This window comes from Ruegeria sp. ANG10, assembly GCF_040705255.1.
Classification (GTDB): domain Bacteria; phylum Pseudomonadota; class Alphaproteobacteria; order Rhodobacterales; family Rhodobacteraceae; genus Ruegeria.
The window spans coordinates 90337-107435 of sequence record NZ_JBFCVU010000004.1 but is presented as its reverse complement, the minus strand read 5'-3'; the positions used below and the strand labels follow the sequence as shown (position 1 = coordinate 107435).

The 17099-nt window shown below is 57.8% G+C and carries 19 protein-coding genes; 11 read left to right on the top strand and 8 right to left on the bottom strand.

Going from position 1 to position 17099, the window contains the following annotated elements:
* Nucleotides 1–74: 74 nt before the first annotated feature.
* The gene (locus AB1A64_RS10390) at nt 75–749 is read right to left on the bottom strand and encodes a DUF2161 family putative PD-(D/E)XK-type phosphodiesterase (protein ID WP_366551347.1); all 675 of its coding nucleotides are present in this window, start codon (nt 747–749) and stop codon (nt 75–77) included.
* A gap of 124 nt (nt 750–873) precedes the next feature.
* Between AB1A64_RS10390 and AB1A64_RS10385 the strand changes: the two genes are divergently transcribed.
* From AB1A64_RS10385 to AB1A64_RS10345, 9 genes are all read left to right on the top strand, one after another.
* Nucleotides 874–1854 carry a TraB/GumN family protein gene (locus tag AB1A64_RS10385; protein ID WP_366551346.1) on the top strand — a complete coding sequence of 327 codons (981 nt, stop codon included), beginning with the start codon at nt 874–876 and terminating at the stop codon, nt 1852–1854.
* Between the two features lie 108 nt (nt 1855–1962).
* Nucleotides 1963–2883, top strand: coding sequence for a manganese-dependent inorganic pyrophosphatase (locus tag AB1A64_RS10380; RefSeq protein WP_366551345.1), 921 nt, complete (start codon nt 1963–1965; stop codon nt 2881–2883).
* Between the two features lie 124 nt (nt 2884–3007).
* Nucleotides 3008–3436: a hypothetical protein gene (locus tag AB1A64_RS10375; protein WP_366551344.1), complete on the top strand. Its 429-nt coding sequence runs from the start codon at nt 3008–3010 to the stop codon at nt 3434–3436.
* 168 nt (nt 3437–3604) lie between these two features.
* Nucleotides 3605–4681 carry a DUF389 domain-containing protein gene (locus AB1A64_RS10370; protein ID WP_366551343.1) on the top strand — a complete coding sequence of 359 codons (1077 nt, stop codon included), beginning with the start codon at nt 3605–3607 and terminating at the stop codon, nt 4679–4681.
* Between the two features lie 106 nt (nt 4682–4787).
* Nucleotides 4788–5663: a TIGR01459 family HAD-type hydrolase gene (locus tag AB1A64_RS10365; RefSeq protein WP_366551342.1), complete on the top strand. Its 876-nt coding sequence runs from the start codon at nt 4788–4790 to the stop codon at nt 5661–5663.
* Nucleotides 5664–5763: 100 nt separating this feature from the next.
* Nucleotides 5764–6207 carry a MaoC family dehydratase gene (locus AB1A64_RS10360; RefSeq protein ID WP_170384816.1) on the top strand — a complete coding sequence of 148 codons (444 nt, stop codon included), beginning with the start codon at nt 5764–5766 and terminating at the stop codon, nt 6205–6207.
* 286 nt (nt 6208–6493) lie between these two features.
* A complete protein-coding gene (locus tag AB1A64_RS10355) occupies nt 6494–7426 on the top strand; it encodes a bifunctional riboflavin kinase/FAD synthetase (protein WP_366551341.1) in 933 nt (310 codons plus the stop codon).
* Nucleotides 7423–7896, top strand: coding sequence for a YcgN family cysteine cluster protein (locus AB1A64_RS10350; RefSeq protein WP_366551340.1), 474 nt, complete (start codon nt 7423–7425; stop codon nt 7894–7896). The genes AB1A64_RS10355 and AB1A64_RS10350 overlap by 4 nt, the downstream gene beginning before the upstream one ends.
* Complete coding sequence (locus AB1A64_RS10345; RefSeq protein WP_366551339.1) at nt 7896–8930, top strand: beta-eliminating lyase-related protein; 1035 nt, start codon at nt 7896–7898, stop codon at nt 8928–8930. Before AB1A64_RS10350 ends, AB1A64_RS10345 begins: the two co-directional genes overlap by 1 nt.
* Nucleotides 8931–8942: 12 nt before the next feature.
* On the opposite strand, the gene AB1A64_RS10340 is transcribed toward AB1A64_RS10345, so the two are convergent.
* Nucleotides 8943–9545, bottom strand: a complete 603-nt coding sequence (locus AB1A64_RS10340; protein ID WP_366551338.1) for a 2-hydroxychromene-2-carboxylate isomerase — start codon at nt 9543–9545, stop codon at nt 8943–8945.
* 108 nt (nt 9546–9653) lie between these two features.
* Here AB1A64_RS10340 and AB1A64_RS10335 point away from each other — a divergent pair, with 108 nt between their 5' ends.
* Nucleotides 9654–10673 carry a ribose-phosphate pyrophosphokinase gene (locus tag AB1A64_RS10335; RefSeq protein WP_366551337.1) on the top strand — a complete coding sequence of 340 codons (1020 nt, stop codon included), beginning with the start codon at nt 9654–9656 and terminating at the stop codon, nt 10671–10673.
* Between the two features lie 103 nt (nt 10674–10776).
* Nucleotides 10777–11217: a ribose 5-phosphate isomerase B gene (gene rpiB, locus AB1A64_RS10330; RefSeq protein ID WP_366551336.1), complete on the top strand. Its 441-nt coding sequence runs from the start codon at nt 10777–10779 to the stop codon at nt 11215–11217.
* A 285-nt stretch (nt 11218–11502) separates the two neighbouring features.
* On the opposite strand, the gene AB1A64_RS10325 is transcribed toward rpiB, so the two are convergent.
* The 6 genes from AB1A64_RS10325 to AB1A64_RS10300 all read right to left on the bottom strand — a co-directional run bounded on the left by AB1A64_RS10325 (nt 11503) and on the right by AB1A64_RS10300 (nt 16827).
* Entirely contained in the window at nt 11503–11853 is a 351-nt protein-coding gene (locus AB1A64_RS10325; protein ID WP_366551335.1) for an H-type lectin domain-containing protein, read from the bottom strand.
* A 116-nt stretch (nt 11854–11969) separates the two neighbouring features.
* Nucleotides 11970–12380, bottom strand: coding sequence for a F0F1 ATP synthase subunit epsilon (locus AB1A64_RS10320; RefSeq protein ID WP_366551334.1), 411 nt, complete (start codon nt 12378–12380; stop codon nt 11970–11972).
* 12 nt (nt 12381–12392) lie between these two features.
* Complete coding sequence (gene atpD / locus AB1A64_RS10315) at nt 12393–13817, bottom strand: F0F1 ATP synthase subunit beta (RefSeq protein ID WP_366551333.1); 1425 nt, start codon at nt 13815–13817, stop codon at nt 12393–12395.
* A 19-nt stretch (nt 13818–13836) separates the two neighbouring features.
* Entirely contained in the window at nt 13837–14712 is an 876-nt protein-coding gene (locus AB1A64_RS10310; RefSeq protein WP_058280013.1) for a F0F1 ATP synthase subunit gamma, read from the bottom strand.
* 15 nt (nt 14713–14727) lie between these two features.
* Nucleotides 14728–16266 carry a F0F1 ATP synthase subunit alpha gene (atpA, locus tag AB1A64_RS10305; protein WP_170347819.1) on the bottom strand — a complete coding sequence of 513 codons (1539 nt, stop codon included), beginning with the start codon at nt 16264–16266 and terminating at the stop codon, nt 14728–14730.
* A complete protein-coding gene (locus AB1A64_RS10300) occupies nt 16267–16827 on the bottom strand; it encodes a F0F1 ATP synthase subunit delta (protein ID WP_366551332.1) in 561 nt (186 codons plus the stop codon).
* Between the last annotated feature and the right edge of the window lie 272 nt (nt 16828–17099).

Genomic DNA, 17099 nt, shown 5'->3' with positions numbered 1-17099 from the left:
AGTGATAACGACGCATAGCTAGGGGGTCCAAATCCCCGAGTCAACAAGCTGTGATGGATTTTTTGCAACCGGGCTCAGTCAGGCTGTTCCCAGCTGTAAGCCCAGTGTTTCAGACCGTCCTGCCCGGCGGCGGTCAGGTCGTAGACGCCCTTTTCCACCTTACCGAACCAACCGTAGTGATTGTCGCGCATCAGGCGAGTGGCCTCAGGAACGCCGGTTGCCTTGGCGACTACGGCCCCTTTGGTCGCCCCGAACTCCGCCAGATGCGCCGCGCATTTCAGGGCGTCCTGACGATAGGCCGTGACGATCCCGTGCCGCGTGGCACCGCCCGCGTTGGGATCGCCCTCAAGCCGGTCGAATTCACGCAACAAGCGCGCAGTCTTGGGCTTGGACTTGCGCGGTGCGTACGGGCCCGGATCACATTGCACCTCGACCTTGCCATCCGCCCGCACGGTGATCAGACCCAACCCCAGCCGGCGGCACAGCGCCAAATTGTCCTTAAGCGCCCGACGCGCGCTGCGGCCTTTGGGCTTGCACACCCCGATGTAAACCTGATCCGTCACTTTCAGCCGTGTGATCGCCTGATGAAACAATGCCAGCGAAAACCGCAGCTTAAGCTCGACGATGACCAGTTCTTCGCCATCCCGCACGGCCACGATATCAGCCGCTCCAACCTCGCCTTTGACGGAATAACCCTGACGCTCTAACAGCGCTTTGATGGGGGGATAGAGATCCTGCTCGCGGTTCATGATTGCATGCTATGCGATTTGCGGCGGAATGCCAGACGCCAGGCATAGGTTTCCAATCGGCCTTGCACCTATTCACCTGCCGAGGCAGTGTTTCAGCAACTCTGATTTCCAAGGAAATTTCCACATGCGCATAATTCTGCTGGTGATCTGCCTGTTGCTGCCCGTCACGGTTCAGGCAGCTTGCGAGGGGCGCGATCTAAAGGGCGAATTGTCACCTGCAGCCCACGCCGAACTTTCAGAAACCCTGACCAACGTCCCATTTGCAGAAGGCAACCACTGGATCGCAACAAAGGGCACAACGGTGCTGCACCTGATAGGCACGATGCACCTGAACGATCCGCGCATGGATGCGATTGTCGCAAACCTGACGCCAACACTTAGCCAAGCCGACGCCTTTTATTTCGAAGTGACCCAGGACGAGATGAAGGCTTGGGAAAAGGAACTGGCTCTGGACCCGAGCCCGATCTTGATTACGTCCGGCCCCACCCTGATCGACCTGCTGCCCGAAGAGGCCTGGACAACCCTGTCATCCGCGCTGGCCGAACGCGGCATACCCAGTTGGATGGGAGCAAAAATGCGCCCCTGGTTTCTGGGCATGACGCTGGCCATGCCTACATGCCTACTTCAGGACCCGAACGCCAATCATGGGCTGGACGCGCGTCTAACCGTTTTAGCCGAAGATCAAGGCATCCCTCAATTTTCGCTGGAGAGCATTGAGGAACTGATGACTATGTTTGAAATCCACTCGATCGAGGAACAGGCGGAATCGTTGGCGCGGTGGGCCAATTCCTACGAAACCAGCGACGACCAGATGGCCACCATTGCAAACGCATATTTCGAAGAAAATCACGCACAATCCATCGAGCTGGGCCGTATTTTGGCGCGAGAGCATTCTGGCATGTCGCCCGAGGTGTTTGACGAAGAATGGCAAGCCTTCGAGCGGCATTTGCTGGTCGGGCGCAACAACAATTGGATGCCGCGGATTCTGGAGATCCAGGATCAGACCGCAGTGATCGCCGTGGGGGCTGGACATCTTAGCGGCACACACGGGTTGCTGAACCAATTGCAGCAGGCTGGATATACCCTGACCCGCGCGCCTTTCTGACTGCCATGGCGAAAGACAGACCAACCGTCGCAGCGGGGATTCTGCCGGGTGACATCCCCGGCGGGCCGCCCTATAAGGCGCGCAAATTATCATTCTCAGGACGCTGACATGACAACCCTTGTATTTGGCCATAAATCTCCCGACACCGACTCCACAGGATCACCCATCCTGTGGTCATGGTACCTGAACGAAGTCAAAGGCGAACAGGCCGAGCCCGTTCTGCTGGGCGAACCCAACACCGAAGCAGCGTTCATGCTGCAACGCTGGGACCTGCCCAAGCCGCGCATCATCGACGACGTTGAAGCGGACGCGCCGGTTGTCATCGTGGACACCAACAACCCGGCCGAGTTGCCCGCCAGCATCAACAGCGCCGATATCCAAGCCATCATCGACCACCACAAGCTGGTTGGCGGTCTGGAAACCAAAGGCCCGATCGATATTACCGTTCGCCCGCTGGCCTGCACCGCCACCATCATGGTCGACCTGATGGGCGACGACGCAGCCAAGATGCCCGACGCCATCAAAGGCGCGGCGCTGACTTGCATTCTGTCGGATACGTTAGAGTTCCGCTCGCCCACCACCACTGCGCATGATCGCGAAGTGGCCGAGAAACTGGCTGCTGAACTGGGCCTGGACGTATCGGCTTATGCCGCCGACATGTTCGCGGCAAAATCGGATGTATCGTCGTTCTCGGACGCAGAGTTGATCCGTATGGACAGCAAGGAATACGAGGTCGACGGCACCAAGTTCCGCGTCTCGGTTCTGGAAACCACGGCCCCCGGCGTCGTGCTGGACCGCAAAGCCAGCCTGGCGGACTCGATGGTCAGCGTGGCCAGCGAGGACGGCGTCGATCAGGTGCTGCTGTTCGTGGTCGACATTCTGAACGAAGAAGCCACCTTGCTGGTGCCGAACGATCTGGTCAAAGGCGTGGCCGAGAAAAGCTTTGGCGCATCGGTCAACGGCGACGCCGTGGTCCTGCCGGGCATCATGAGCCGCAAAAAGCAGATCATTCCGAACCTCAAGGTCTGAAACGGGGCTATTACCTGTTCATTGCCATAGCAAGTTAGGGGCCGGCGAGCATAATTTTCGTCACATTGACAACGAAGACAATGCAACCTTTCACCGAATTTCTCATTGCAGGTTGCGCCCAAGGTTGAAAAAACAAGGTGCAGCCGCGAAAAATGAAAAAGACGGAGAAAGTTCATTGCTAAGAAAGTCTATGCTCGTTGGCGCCCTGATTTTGCCAATGGCGGCCTGCTCCACCTCTTGGGATACGTCCAACCTTGCCAAAGACGTGAGGGATCAAGCGGTCGACGCAGTTGCCACGGATGAGATTGAATTGACCGGTGCTGCATTTGACCCGGCAACCCAAGTCAAGCTTGGCGAGTTGAAAGTGACCGTCAACAAGACGACTGCGTTCAATGCGGATCCAACAGTACAGCAGGTCGAGCAGAAGCTGCGCGAAGACGCGGCAAAGCTTGGAGCAAGCGCGGTCGTGGAAACGCAGATTTCTTCCGTCAGAGTTTCTCCGCTTAGCTGGGGCTCACGTTCCGGCACAGGCGTGGCCGTTGCTGCAAAATAATATCTCGCGCAATCGATGTATTACTTCTACCCGATTGCAGCTGAACAATCGGACTGAAGGCAAAGACGCCCACCCCGGGCGTCTTTTTTCATTTCGCTTAAGGATTTGCGAGCGTCATATCCATTGCTAGTCTGGTCAGATGAGTAAACAGCGGATCAGATCCGGTATATGAGTACGCGCAAGTTCAGCACAACGCGCAGTATTCTGCGGTTTGAAGGCACAGACAAAGCCGCCTATTGGCGGCGCTTTGCGATGTTGCTGACCCTGTCAGTGATAATCGCTACGATGGGTATGCTGCGCGATTCAGGCGCGGTGGTGATTGCCGCAATGCTGGTGGCGCCACTGATGACCCCGATTCTGGGCGTGGCGGCGGCTATGGTCATGGGGTGGCTGGGACGTGCGTTCAATCTGGCTCTGATTGTCTGCGGCGCGGCCATTCTTTGCGTTTTGCTCGCGTGGCTCTTGGTCTATGTCGCCGATGTCCCGCGCGGCATCCTGATCCCCGATCAAGTCTTGGCCCGGACCGACCCCGGAACCGAAGACCTGATCGTTGCCCTGGCCGCAGGCGTCGCCGGCGCATACGTGCAAATCAACCGCTCTGAAGCCAGCTTACTGCCTGGCGCGGCCATCGGCGTGTCACTGGTGCCACCCCTGTCCGCCTCGGGCGTTCTGTTGTATTTCGGCGAACCGGGCGAGGCGTATGAGGCCGGGTTGTTGTTCGCCACCAACCTTGGTGCGATCATCCTGTCCGCCTGCGCGGTCTATATCGTTTACGCGGCCCGTTCGATGGTATTCAGCAAAGGTCGCCGGAAACTGAACTTTACTGCCAGCGTGACGGTGACACTGGCCTTTCTGGCCCTTGTCGTTTTGCAGTTGGGCAAATCCACCTATAATCGCTATCTCGAAACCCGGACCGAGGCGCAGGTTGCGCAAGCCATCCGCGATTGGGCAGACCCGGTGTCAGTTGAGGTCATCCGCATTGACGTAAACGCCAAACGCAAACAGGCGGATATCTGGCTGATCGTCGACCTGCCGATTGAAGCGGCCTACAAAGTCTCCTCGGTCGCTGGATTGCTGCCAGAAAGCCTGCGCGAGACACCTTTGGTCAATGTCCTACAGGATCAGTTGGGTCCAGGCTATCTGGTGGTTGTGCGGTTCCAAAACAGGATTGGCGCGCAAGTCATTCTGGGCACCGATGCCGTCCAGCAAGCGCCGGATGTCGACGAGATCAGCGAAGAAAACTGACCAACACAGCCATTTAAAGGCGGCAAGTGGCATTGCGGGATGGTCAAAACCCGTCAGCTTTGCAATAGCTGACGCAACCTTGCTTTCAACTCGCCCGAGGCCCTCAATGACTCAGATCGTCCATGCGCTGTCCGACATATCCAACCGCTACAAAGCACTGTTCGTTGACCTTTGGGGCTGTGTTCACAACGGCATCACCGCCTTCCCCGAGGCCGTCGCTGCCCTGAAAGCCTATCGGGCGAAAGGCGGGATTGTCGTGCTGGTGACGAACTCTCCGAAACCTCGCGCGGGCGTGGCCGAGCAATTGGGCCAGTTCAATGTCCCCCCAGATGCTTACGACACCATCGCTACCAGCGGCGATTCTGCGCGGTCGGCGATGTTCCGAGGCGCCGTCGGGGAAAAGGTCTATTTCATGGGCGAATGGCAGCGCGATGCAGGGTTCTTTGAGCCGCTTAAAATACTGCACCACCCGATCCACATCGAACGGGTCTCGCTGGATGAGGCCGAGGGGATCGTCTGTTGCGGTCCGTTTGATCCGATGGCGGACCCATCCGTCAACCGCGCAGATTTCCTGTATGCCAAGCAAAAAGGCATGAAGCTGCTGTGCGCCAATCCCGATATCGTGGTCGACCGGGGCGAGGTTCGCGAATGGTGTGCCGGTGCGCTGGCCAAGTTGTATACCGAGATGGGAGGCGAAAGCCTGTACTTCGGCAAACCCCACCCCCCGATCTATGATCTGGCCCGCCGCCGTCTGCAAGAACTGGGCCACGACATCCCCGATGGCGACATTTTGGTGATCGGTGATGGCCCCCATACCGACATTCTGGGCGGCATGGGTGAGGGGATTGATTCTCTGTTTATCTCGGGCGGATTGGCTGCTGCGGAAACAAAAACTGAGCACCATCCGCACCACGAATCGCTAACTGACTACATCGCAAGGGAAAAAATAAATCCCACCTATACAATCGGTCGCCTGAGATAAGCAGAAAAGGCTTGATTTTCTGCGCCTGCGAAGTAATAAAGTTGCCGAACACGGGCAACATTGATCCTTTTGTTGCTTAACGGATTCTAGTGAGGGCGACATGTTGGACAATCTTCCGCGCGGCACGATCTGTATTGAAGACATCGAAATGGGCATGACCCGTCACCTGCGCAAAGTGGTGACCGACGAAGATATCGAGATGTTTGCGCAGGTTTCGACCGACCGGAATCCGGTGCATCTGGATGATGACTATGCCCGCGACACGATCTTTCAAGGGCGCATCGCCCATGGGATGCTGACGGCAGGCCTGATCTCGGCCGTCATTGGCGAACAACTGCCCGGCCACGGCACCGTATATATGGGTCAGTCGCTGAAATTCCTGGCCCCTGTGCGCCCCGGCGACATGGTCTATGCCGAGGTCAAAGTGATCGACATCGACTTTGCCAAGCGTCGAGTGAAACTGGATTGCCACTGCGCCGTAGATGGCAAAAAGGTTCTGGTCGGCGAAGCAATGGTTCTGGCCCCGTCGCGTAAATTCGACTGATCCAAAGCACGGCTTTACCCACCTTGTTTCGTTCACCGGCCCGGTGCAAATCCCGGGGCGTGAATCGTTTCGGCAGTCACGTTCGTTGTGCAATCCCAGGCAACGACCGAACCCGGTCAAACTGGATGCAGGCCGAAACGCAGTGCGCGACACGCCGGAAAGGACTGCTTCAACGTTGGGTGTATTGAACCAATACTGGCTTAGGCTGTTTCTGGTCGGATGGCCTGCATCCTTTTGGCGCAATCACGTGCTTGAACCCGACCCGCAGTCCCGTTAGGCAGATGCTATGCGCATCATCCGTGATTTTCAGTTCATCGAGCCTCAGGACCGCGGCGCCAGCGTGGCGATCGGGAATTTTGACGGCGTCCACATCGGCCACCAGTCAGTGATCGAACTGGCCCGCAATGCCGCACCAGATGCGCCCTTGGGGGTGATGACCTTTGAGCCGCACCCACGCGAATATTTTGCACCCGCCGCCCCGCCTTTTCGCCTGATGCGGTGCAATGCCCGCGCGCACCGGCTGGAAAAGCTGGGTGTCAAGAAACTATATGAACTGCCCTTCAATTCCGCCCTTGCCGGGCTGACCCCGGAAGATTTCGCGTCGAACGTGATTTGCGATGGGTTGGGTCTGTCGCATGTGGTTGTCGGTGCCGATTTCTGTTTCGGCAAAGGGCGCAGCGGTACGGCGGATGATCTGGTTCGCTTCGGTCAACAAATGGGCTTTGGCGTCACCATCGCACCTTTGATGGAGCGGTCCGAGAATATCGTGTCGTCCACCGCGATCCGCACCGCCCTGACCGAAGGCCGCCCCGGCGATGCGGCAACAATGCTGGGCCATTGGCACCGGATCGAAGGAACAGTAATCGGTGGCGAGCAGCGTGGCCGCGAGCTGGGCTTCCCCACGGCCAATATGTCCATTGAAGGACTGCATCCGCCAAAATTTGGCGTATACGCCGTGCTAGTCGATGTGTTGGACGGCCCGCATCAAGGCAGCTATCAGGGCGCGGCTTCGATTGGGGTGCGGCCGATGTTCAAGGGCGAAGTGCCCAATATCGAGACCTACCTGTTCGATTTCTCGGGTGATCTTTATGGCGCGACCCTCTCGATCGCTCTGGTTGAATATCTGCGGCCGGAGTTGACCTTTGACAATCTGGATGGGTTGATCGCACAGATGGATGCCGATTGCGGCAAGGCCCGCGCCGTGCTTGCTGCACTATGACAACCGACCCGATTGACCGCTCTGGCCTGAGCCCCCGGTTCTGGGAACGCAAACCGCTGACCAAAATGAACCAGCACGAGTGGGAGGCGCTTTGCGACGGTTGTGGCAAGTGTTGTCTTAACAAGCTTGAAGATGAAGACACAGGCGAGGTCGCGCTGACCTGCGTCGCCTGCCGTCTGCTGGATGACGAAAGCTGCCGCTGTACGCAATACGATATCCGCCACCAGTTCGTGCCGGAATGTATCGTGATGAAGCCCGACAATATTGACGATCACGCCTATTGGCTGCCGCAGACCTGTGCCTATCGGTTGCTATGGGAAGGGAAACCTCTTTACGACTGGCACCCATTGATATCAGGTACAGCGGACAGTGTGCATGCCGCCGGAATGTCAATTCAGGGGCGCACTGTATCAGAGTTCGAAACACCCATCGAAGAATGGGAAGACTATATCATCGAGGAGCCCAGCTGATGTATTTTGCCTCTGACAATTCCGGGCCGGTTCATCCGCAGGTCATGGCCGCTTTGAACGAGGCAAATCAGGGCTATCAGATGGCCTATGGGGCCGACACGCTGATGAATGAGGTGCGGGATCGTATTCGCGGCATCTTTGAAGCGCCTGGTGCGGCAGTGTATCTGGTGGCCACCGGAACGGCGGCAAACTCGCTGGCATTGGCGACCCTGGCACAACCGTGGGAGACGGTGTTCTGTTCGCCCGTCGCCCATATCCACGAGGATGAATGCAACGCGCCGGAATTCTACAGCGGCACCAAGCTGACGTTGGTGCCCGGCGGCGACAAGATGGATCCCGAAGCGCTGCGCCGATCCATTCTGGCCGAAGAAACCCGCGGTGTGCATGGTCCGCAACGCGGGCCGGTGTCGATCACACAGGTGACCGAGCGCGGCTCAGTCTATTCGCTGGCGGAGTTGCAGACATTGTGCGGCGTAGCAAAGGAGTATGACCTGCCCGTCCACCTGGATGGCGCGCGGTTCACCAACGCATTGGTCGCACTGAATTGCTCCCCGGCCGAAATGACGTGGAAGGCAGGTGTGGACGCCGTCAGCTTTGGCGGAACAAAGAACGGGTTGATGGGGGTCGAGGCGGTTGTCTTCTTCGACGAATCCAAAGCCTGGGAGTTTGAACTGCGTCGCAAGCGCGGTGCGCATCTGTTTTCAAAACATCGCTATCTGTCAGCCCAGATGGCAGCCTATTTGCAGGATGACCTGTGGCTGACCTTGGCACGTAAGGCCAACGCCAATTGTACCCACCTGGCCGACGGCTTACGCGCCAAGGGCGCGACTTTCCTGCACGAACCGCAGGCCAACATGGTATTCGCCCAGTTTTCCCGCGCCCGACATAAGCAACTGCACGAGGCCGGGGCGGTCTATCACCTATGGGGGGCCGAACTTGACGGAGCGAGTGACGAAGAAACGCTCGCCTGCCGTCTGGTCTGTGACTGGTCGATCAGTGGCGACGAAATAGACCGGTTCCTCGACCTGCTTTGACTAGCGCGCCCGTCAGTCTTTGGCCTCGGTCAGGTGCCGATCCAGATCATCCAAACGGTCCTGCCCCCAGAACCGCTGGCCGTCCTCGGTAATGTAGAACGGCGCGCCAAAAACACCGCGTTCAACGGCCTCTTCCAGATTGGCGGCATAGGTTTCGGCACCGACCAGCAGGCCACTGTCAGCCAGATTTGGGTCAAAGCCCGCCTGCGTCAGGCAATCGCGGATCACATCATCCTGTGCGATGTCTTTTTCCTCGGCCCAACAGGCCCGCAGCAAGGACTGGACTAGTTTACCTACATCCCCTGACCCATCCTTCATCGCTGCAATCACCGCATAGGACGACGGCGCCATATTGGTCGGCCAATGCGCCGGTTGCAGATTGAATTCTATTCCCAGGTTCTTGGATTGGCGCAGCAATTCCTGCGCCCTGTATTCATTGCGCGACGGGTGGCGATCCTTTGGCGGCGTTCCCCCCGTACGCCCGAACAGCGCCATGATATCCAGCGGTTTGTAATTGATCGTCGCGCCATGCTTGGCCGCGACCTCCTCTAACCGCTCACCTGCCAAATAGGTGAATGGCGAAATTGTCGCAAAATAGTAGTCAATCTGGGCCATGTGCACTTTCTCCGCTGCGTTACCTTTGCTGGACGGTAAGGCCATGCTAAGCGGTGTCAACATCACGAATCTGTCACATTTGCCTTTGCTGCCCGGGGACCTCAGCCGATGCCGACACTCAACGAACCCAAGCTTATCGCTGGGAACGCCAATCTTCCGCTTGCCGAATCCATTGCTCGCCGCATGAGCCTGTATCGCGGCGTCGATCAGGGTCTAGTCGATGCGCGGGTCGAACGGTTCAATGATGGCGAGATTTTCGTCGAAGTGTTCGAAAACGTACGTGGCGAGGATATGTTCATCGTCCAACCGACGTCGAACCCCGCCAATGACAACCTGATGGAACTGCTGATCATTGCCGACGCGCTGCGCCGGTCATCGGCCCAACGGATCACCGCCGTTATCCCCTACTTCGGTTATGCCCGTCAGGACCGCCGCACCAAGGCCCGCACGCCGATCAGCGCCAAACTGGTGGCCAACATGCTGACCGGTGCAGGGATCGAGCGGATCCTTACCATGGACCTGCACGCAGCGCAGATTCAGGGGTTCTTCGATATGCCGGTCGACAACCTCTATGCCTCGCCGATCTTTGCGTTGGATGTAAAACACCAGTTCAAGGACAACCTGGATGAGCTTATGGTTGTCTCGCCCGACGTGGGCGGTGTGGCCCGTGCACGTGAGCTTGCCAAGCGCATCAACGCCCCCTTGTCGATTGTTGACAAACGCCGCGAAAAGGCTGGCGAAGTCGCAGAAATGACCGTGATCGGCGATGTCAAAGACAAGATTTGCCTGATCGTGGATGACATGTGCGACACCGCTGGCACGTTGTGCAAAGCGGCTCAGGTGCTGATGGATAACGGTGCGAAAGAGGTTCACTCTTACATCACACACGGCGTCATGAGCGGCCCGGCCGTCGAACGCGTAACCAATTCGGTAATGAAGTCGCTGGTGCTAACTGACACGATCCAGCCAACCCCAGAGATCGCCAAAGCCAAGAACATTCGCATCGTACCAACGTCTCCGATCTTCACGCAGGCGATCCTGAATATCTGGAACGGTACCAGCGTGTCGTCGCTATTCGAGGACAAGACCTTGATCCCGATCTACGAGTCTATGTACCACATGGACTAAATCCGGATCGGGCGGACCTTTTGGGCCGCCCTTCCCTTTGCAGGCGTCCGCGCCCGCAATCAACCTGCCACGAAAATCAGCGTGGTCTTCTGTGGAAAGCCTCATGACAGTCAACAAACGCATCGTTCTCTCCAGTGACCACGCAGCCATTGATCTGCGTCAGGCCGTTGCCGCCCATGTTGCGGCAAATGGCTGGGAAGTGGTGGACATCGGCCCTACGACCCCCGAAAGCACGCACTACCCCATTCACGGAAAATCCGCAGCACAGGCCGTGGCCTCGGGCGAGTGTCAGCTGGGCATCGTTCTGTGCGGCACCGGACAGGGCATCATGATGGCGGCCAACAAGGTCCCCGGCATTCGTTGTGGCGTTTGTTCCGACGCGTTCTCCGCCCGGATGATCCGTCAGCATAACGATGCCAACATGCTGTCCATCGGTGCGCGTGTTGTCGGTGAAGGCCAGGCCCTGGATATCGTCGATGCCTTTCTGACCGCCGAGTTCGAAGGCGGCCGTCACGCGACACGCGTGGATATGATTGAAGACTGACAATTTCTTTCAACTGGTTCGCAAGTGACGGCAGCCTATTGGCAAATGGCCCCGACATCCGTATCTAGCCACGTCACAATGTTGGCATGGGAATTCCACCAGATATCCCAGACACCGTTGCACGCAGTGCCTCGTTTGCTGAACCGCGCTGATTAGAATTAGGTGTTCACGCCCCACCCTTGCTGTGACAATCAAGTCTTGTTCAAGGAACGGCAATGTGAGTTCCCTATTCAATCGCGCCTGACGCTGCGCCTCCAACTTTTCAAATTGATGACAACTCGAACTTCACGAGATATCCCAATCGTCCTCATGCGCTACTTCGCCTATTGCCGTCCAGGTCACCCGTATCCGGGCAATCCGTGTATCTGACCATGTGCGGAATACGGCAATGAAACCCTCGGGGGTAATGTCCGCTGTCGTCACCTCGGCGCGCAGGGCCGAGGACGTGTCCACATCCCATAAAGACACCCCAATCTGAACAACCGGTGCGGTTCGGAACGGTTGACTAAAGGTGATGGCGGACCGTCGCTCGCGCGGGCCTTCGCCCGTCCACATTTCGCCGCCATCAGCGAAATCGGAAAACAGCACTGCCTCGCCTTGGTCGATACCAATGGGGTGGGTTTGAAAAGTCTTCATTTTGATGTCTTTGTCTATCTATCCCTTACACCTATCGCGCGGCTTCGACAAAATCACGACAAAAAAACGGCCCCGCGCTGGCGGAGCCGTTCTAAATGACAAGAGTTGCCAGAGCCTTACAGGCTCATATGCGTTCCAAGGGCTTCCATATCGGCCAGCAGCTTGGCGGCGTCGTCGACGATGGACTGATCATCGCCTTCCTTCGCTGCCTCGTGCGACGCGCGTGCCTCGGCGATCAGATCGTCCAGGTGTGAACGTGTCACTTCGGCAACCGGAATGGCCTTTTCGGCCAGAACCGACAGGCCATCGCCATTGATCTGAGCAAACCCACCGGTGACCAGGTATTCGCTGGACCCTTCGGGTGCCTCGACCTTCAGGATGCCCGGGCGCATCGTGGTGATGGTTGGGGCATGATCGGGCATCGCCGTCATGTCCCCGTCCGCGCCGGGAATCTGGACCGCGGTCGCGTTGAGCGAAGCGAGGCTCCGCTCGGGGCTGACCAGGTCGAATTGCATCGTGTTTGCCATCAGGTGTGCTCCTTAGGCGGCTTCTGCGGCCATCTTCTCCGCTTTGGCGATCACGTCGTCGATGCCGCCAACCATCAGGAAGGCTGCCTCGGGCAGGTGATCGTATTCGCCAGCCACAACAGCCTTGAACGACGCGATGGTGACATCCAGAGGAACCTGAACGCCCGGCGAACCGGTGAAGACCTGTGCCACGTCGAACGGCTGCGACATGAAACGTTCAATCTTACGGGCACGTGCCACGGTCAGTTTGTCCTCTTCCGACAGTTCGTCCATGCCGAGGATGGCGATGATGTCCTGCAGCGACTTGTAGCGCTGAAGGATCTGCTGAACGTCGGTTGCAACCTGATAATGCTCTTCTCCAACGATAGCCGGGTCAAGCAGACGCGAGGTCGAGTCGAGCGGGTCAACGGCCGGGTAGATACCCTTTTCCGAGATCGCACGGTTAAGAACGGTGGTCGCATCCAAGTGAGCGAACGAAGTTGCCGGAGCAGGGTCGGTAAGGTCGTCCGCAGGCACGTAGATCGCCTGCACCGAGGTGATCGAGCCCGACTTGGTCGAGGTGATGCGTTCCTGCAGGGCACCCATGTCGGTCGCCAGCGTCGGCTGATAGCCCACCGCCGAAGGAATACGACCCAGCAGAGCCGAAACCTCGGAACCCGCCTGCGTAAAGCGGAAGATGTTGTCGACGAAGAAAAGAACGTCGGTACCGGACTGGTCGCGGAACTGCTCGGCCAGGGTCAGACCGGTCAGAGCAACACGCGCACGTGCTCCCGGAGGTTCGTTCATCTGACCGTAAACCAGGGCCACCTGCGATTCTGACAGGTTGTCCGGCTTGATCACGTTCGACTCGATCATCTCGTGGTACAGGTCGTTCCCTTCACGGGTCCGTTCACCAACACCCGCGAACACCGAGAAGCCCGAGTGCACTTTTGCGATGTTGTTGATCAGTTCCATGATCAGAACGGTTTTACCAACGCCGGCACCGCCGAACAGGCCGATCTTACCGCCTTTGGCGTAAGGGGCCAGCAGGTCCACAACCTTGATGCCGGTGACCAGAACTTCCGACTCGGTCGACTGTTCTGCAAAGGTCGGTGCAGGCTGGTGAATCGCACGGGATTCGGTTGCCTCAACAGGGCCCTTCTCGTCGATGGGATCGCCAACAACGTTCAGGATGCGGCCCAGAGTGGCGTTACCAACCGGAACCGAGATCGGTGCGCCCATGTCGGTAACTTCTGCACCACGGACCAGACCTTCGGTCGCGTCCATCGCGATGGTGCGGACAGTGTTTTCACCCAGGTGCTGGGCAACTTCCAGTACCAGACGCTTGCCGTTGTTTTCGGTTTCCAGCGCGTTCAGGATTTCAGGCAGCTGATCTTCGAAGTGCACGTCGACGACCGCCCCGATGATCTGTGTGACTTTGCCTTTTGCATTCGCCATATTGTTGTCTCCGGTTTTCTTACAGCGCTTCGGCGCCGGAAATAATTTCAATCAGCTCGTTGGTGATCACGGCCTGACGCGAGCGGTTGAACTGGATCGTCAGCTTGTCGATCATTTCACCCGCGTTGCGTGTCGCGTTGTCCATTGCGGACATCCGTGCACCCTGTTCCGAGGCTCCGTTTTCGAGCAGGGCCGAGAAGATCGCGGTCGCAACCCCCTTGGGCAGCAGGTCGGCCAGAATGGCCTCTTCGCTGGGCTCATAGTCGAAAACAGCACCGCTGTCGTCACCCTCGGTTTCCTCGAACGAGGCGGGGATGACTTGCTGTGCCGTCGGGATCTGGGTCACAACGTTGACGAACTTCGAGTAGAAGATCGTGGCAACGTCGAACTCACCCCCGTCAAAGCGCGACAGGACGTCCTTCGCGATGTCTTGCGCGTTGGTATAACCCAGACGCTTGACCTCGCTCAGGTCGATATGTCCAACGAACAGATCGCCAAAATCACGCTTGAGCGCGTCGCGGCCTTTTTTGCCGACGGTCAGAACTTTGATCGTCTTGCCTTTGGCGCGCAGCTCGTCCGCCTTTTGGCGAGCCAGCTTGGCGATATTCGAGTTGAAGCCGCCGCACAGGCCGCGTTCAGCTGTCATGACAACCAGCAGATGGACATCATCACTACCCGTACCACGGAGCAGCTTGGGGGCGCTGTCGCTGCCCCCGACCGACGCCGCCAGCCCCGCCATCACGGCATTGAACCGTTCGGCATAGGGGCGCGAGGCTTCGGCAGATTCCTGGGCGCGGCGCAGTTTTGCAGCCGCGACCATCTGCATGGCCTTGGTGATCTTGCGGGTCGATTTGACCGACTCGATCCTGTTTTTAAGGTCCTTAAGATTTGGCATATGCCCGCCTCTCCCTTAAGCGAAGGTTGCGGCGTATTCGTCCAGCGCAGCCTTGATCTTGTCGGAAGCGTCACCCTTGATCTTGGGATCTTCGTCCGTGATCCACTGAAGCAGATCCGCGTGCTTGCCACGCAGATGCGCCAGCAGGCCAGCTTCGTAACGGCCGACATCGGACACGTCGATCTTGTCGAGGTAACCATTGGTACCGGCGAAGATGACGCAGACGATTTCAGCGTTGGTCAGCGGCGAGTACTGCGGCTGTTTCATCAGCTCGGTCAGACGCGCACCACGGTTCAGCAGCTGCTGGGTCGCGGCGTCCAGGTCGGAGCCAAATTGCGCAAATGCAGCCATTTCGCGGTACTGAGCCAGCTCCAACTTAACCGGACCGGCAACCGACTTCATCGAGTTGGTCTGAGCCGACGAACCCACACGCGAAACCGACAGACCGGTGTTCACAGCAGGACGGATACCTTGGTAGAACAGTTCGGTTTCAAGGAAGATCTGACCGTCGGTGATCGAGATCACGTTGGTCGGAATAAACGCCGAAACGTCACCACCCTGAGTTTCGATAACCGGCAGAGCGGTCAGCGAACCCGCACCGAAATCTTCGTTCAGCTTCGCCGAACGCTCCAGCAGGCGCGAGTGGAGGTAGAAAACGTCGCCAGGATAAGCTTCACGTCCGGGCGGACGGCGCAGCAGCAGGGACATCTGACGATAGGACACAGCCTGCTTCGACAGGTCATCGTAGATGATAAGAGCGTGGCGGCCATTGTCACGGAAGTATTCTGCCATCGCGGTCGCGGCGTAAGGTGCCAGGAACTGCATCGGCGCCGGGTCGGACGCGGTCGCGGCAACAACGATCGAGTATTCAATCGCGCCGGACTCTTCCAGTTTCTTCACCAGCTGCGCAACGGTCGAACGCTTTTGACCGATCGCAACGTAAACGCAGTATAGTTTCTTCGACTCGTCGTCGCCTGCTGCGTCGTTGTAAACTTTCTGGTTCAGGATCGCGTCCAGAGCAACGGCAGTTTTACCGGTCTGACGGTCACCAATGATCAGCTCACGCTGGCCACGGCCGATCGGGATCATCGCGTCAACCGATTTCAGGCCGGTTGCCATCGGCTCGTGAACCGATTTACGCGGGATGATGCCCGGTGCTTTAACGTCTGCAACGCCACGCTTGGTTGCGTTGATCGGACCTTTGCCGTCCAGCGGGTTGCCCAGACCGTCAACAACGCGGCCCAGCAGTTCGTCACCGATCGGAACGTCCACGATCGAGTTGGTGCGCTTGACGGTGTCACCTTCTTTGATGTCACGGTCAGAACCGAAGATAACAACACCGACGTTGTCGCTTTCCAGGTTCAGCGCCATGCCCATGATGCCACCGGGGAATTCGACCATCTCACCGGCTTGCACGTTGTCCAGGCCGTATACACGGGCAATCCCGTCACCGACGCTCAGCACGCGGCCGATCTCGGCCACTTCGGCTTCCTGACCAAAATTCTTGATCTGGTCCTTCAGGATTGCAGAAATCTCTGCAGCTTGGATTCCCATTTATCCGACCTCTTTCATTGCATTCTGTAGGGAGTTCAGCTTCGAACGGATCGAGCTATCGATCATTTTCGAGCCCACTTTAACGACAAGACCGCCGATGAGGCTTTCATCAACGGTCGCATTGATTGTCACGGTCTTGCCCACACGCTCGGACAGCGTTTTGGACAGTTTATCCAGTTGCGTCTTGGTCAGCGCCTTGGCCGAGGCGACATCGGCGGTCACTTCGCCGCGTTCGTCTGCCAGCATGTCGCGCAGAACCTGCACCAGTTGCGGAATAACAAACAGGCGGCGCTTTTCGGCCATCAGACCCAGCGTGTTGCGCAGGATGGTATGCAGACCCATCTTGTCGGCAATCGCGGTAATCGCTGCTTCCTGTTCGGCGCGGGATACCAGCGGCGATGCAATCAGGTCGCGCAAGTCGGCGCTTTCGCCCAAAGCTGCTGCCAAATCGTTGATGCCGGTTTCCAGACCTGTAAGGTCATTATTCTCTTTGGCGATCTCAAAGATCGCTGTGGCATAGCGTTCAGCAATGCCAGTGGAAATCGAAGCTGGTTCGGACACGTCCACCCTTCCGATATTTGAGGCCCCGATTTTGAGTAGCGGCCGCTACCACGGGGGCGTGAGGAAACCCCGCCCAGACGGCCGGGGATCAAAATCACCGGGGATGTAGCAGAGCCGAACCAACCTCGCAATATATTATCACGGTAAGCACTTTATCCACAAAACGTTTTATTTCAGCAGCTTACGCTAGGTGCGACCCTTTTGTCCGGCTGGAAGGGGGGAAAAATGTTACGAAAGTGTAGGTTTTTGCGATTCCTGTGACCTTTTTCCCG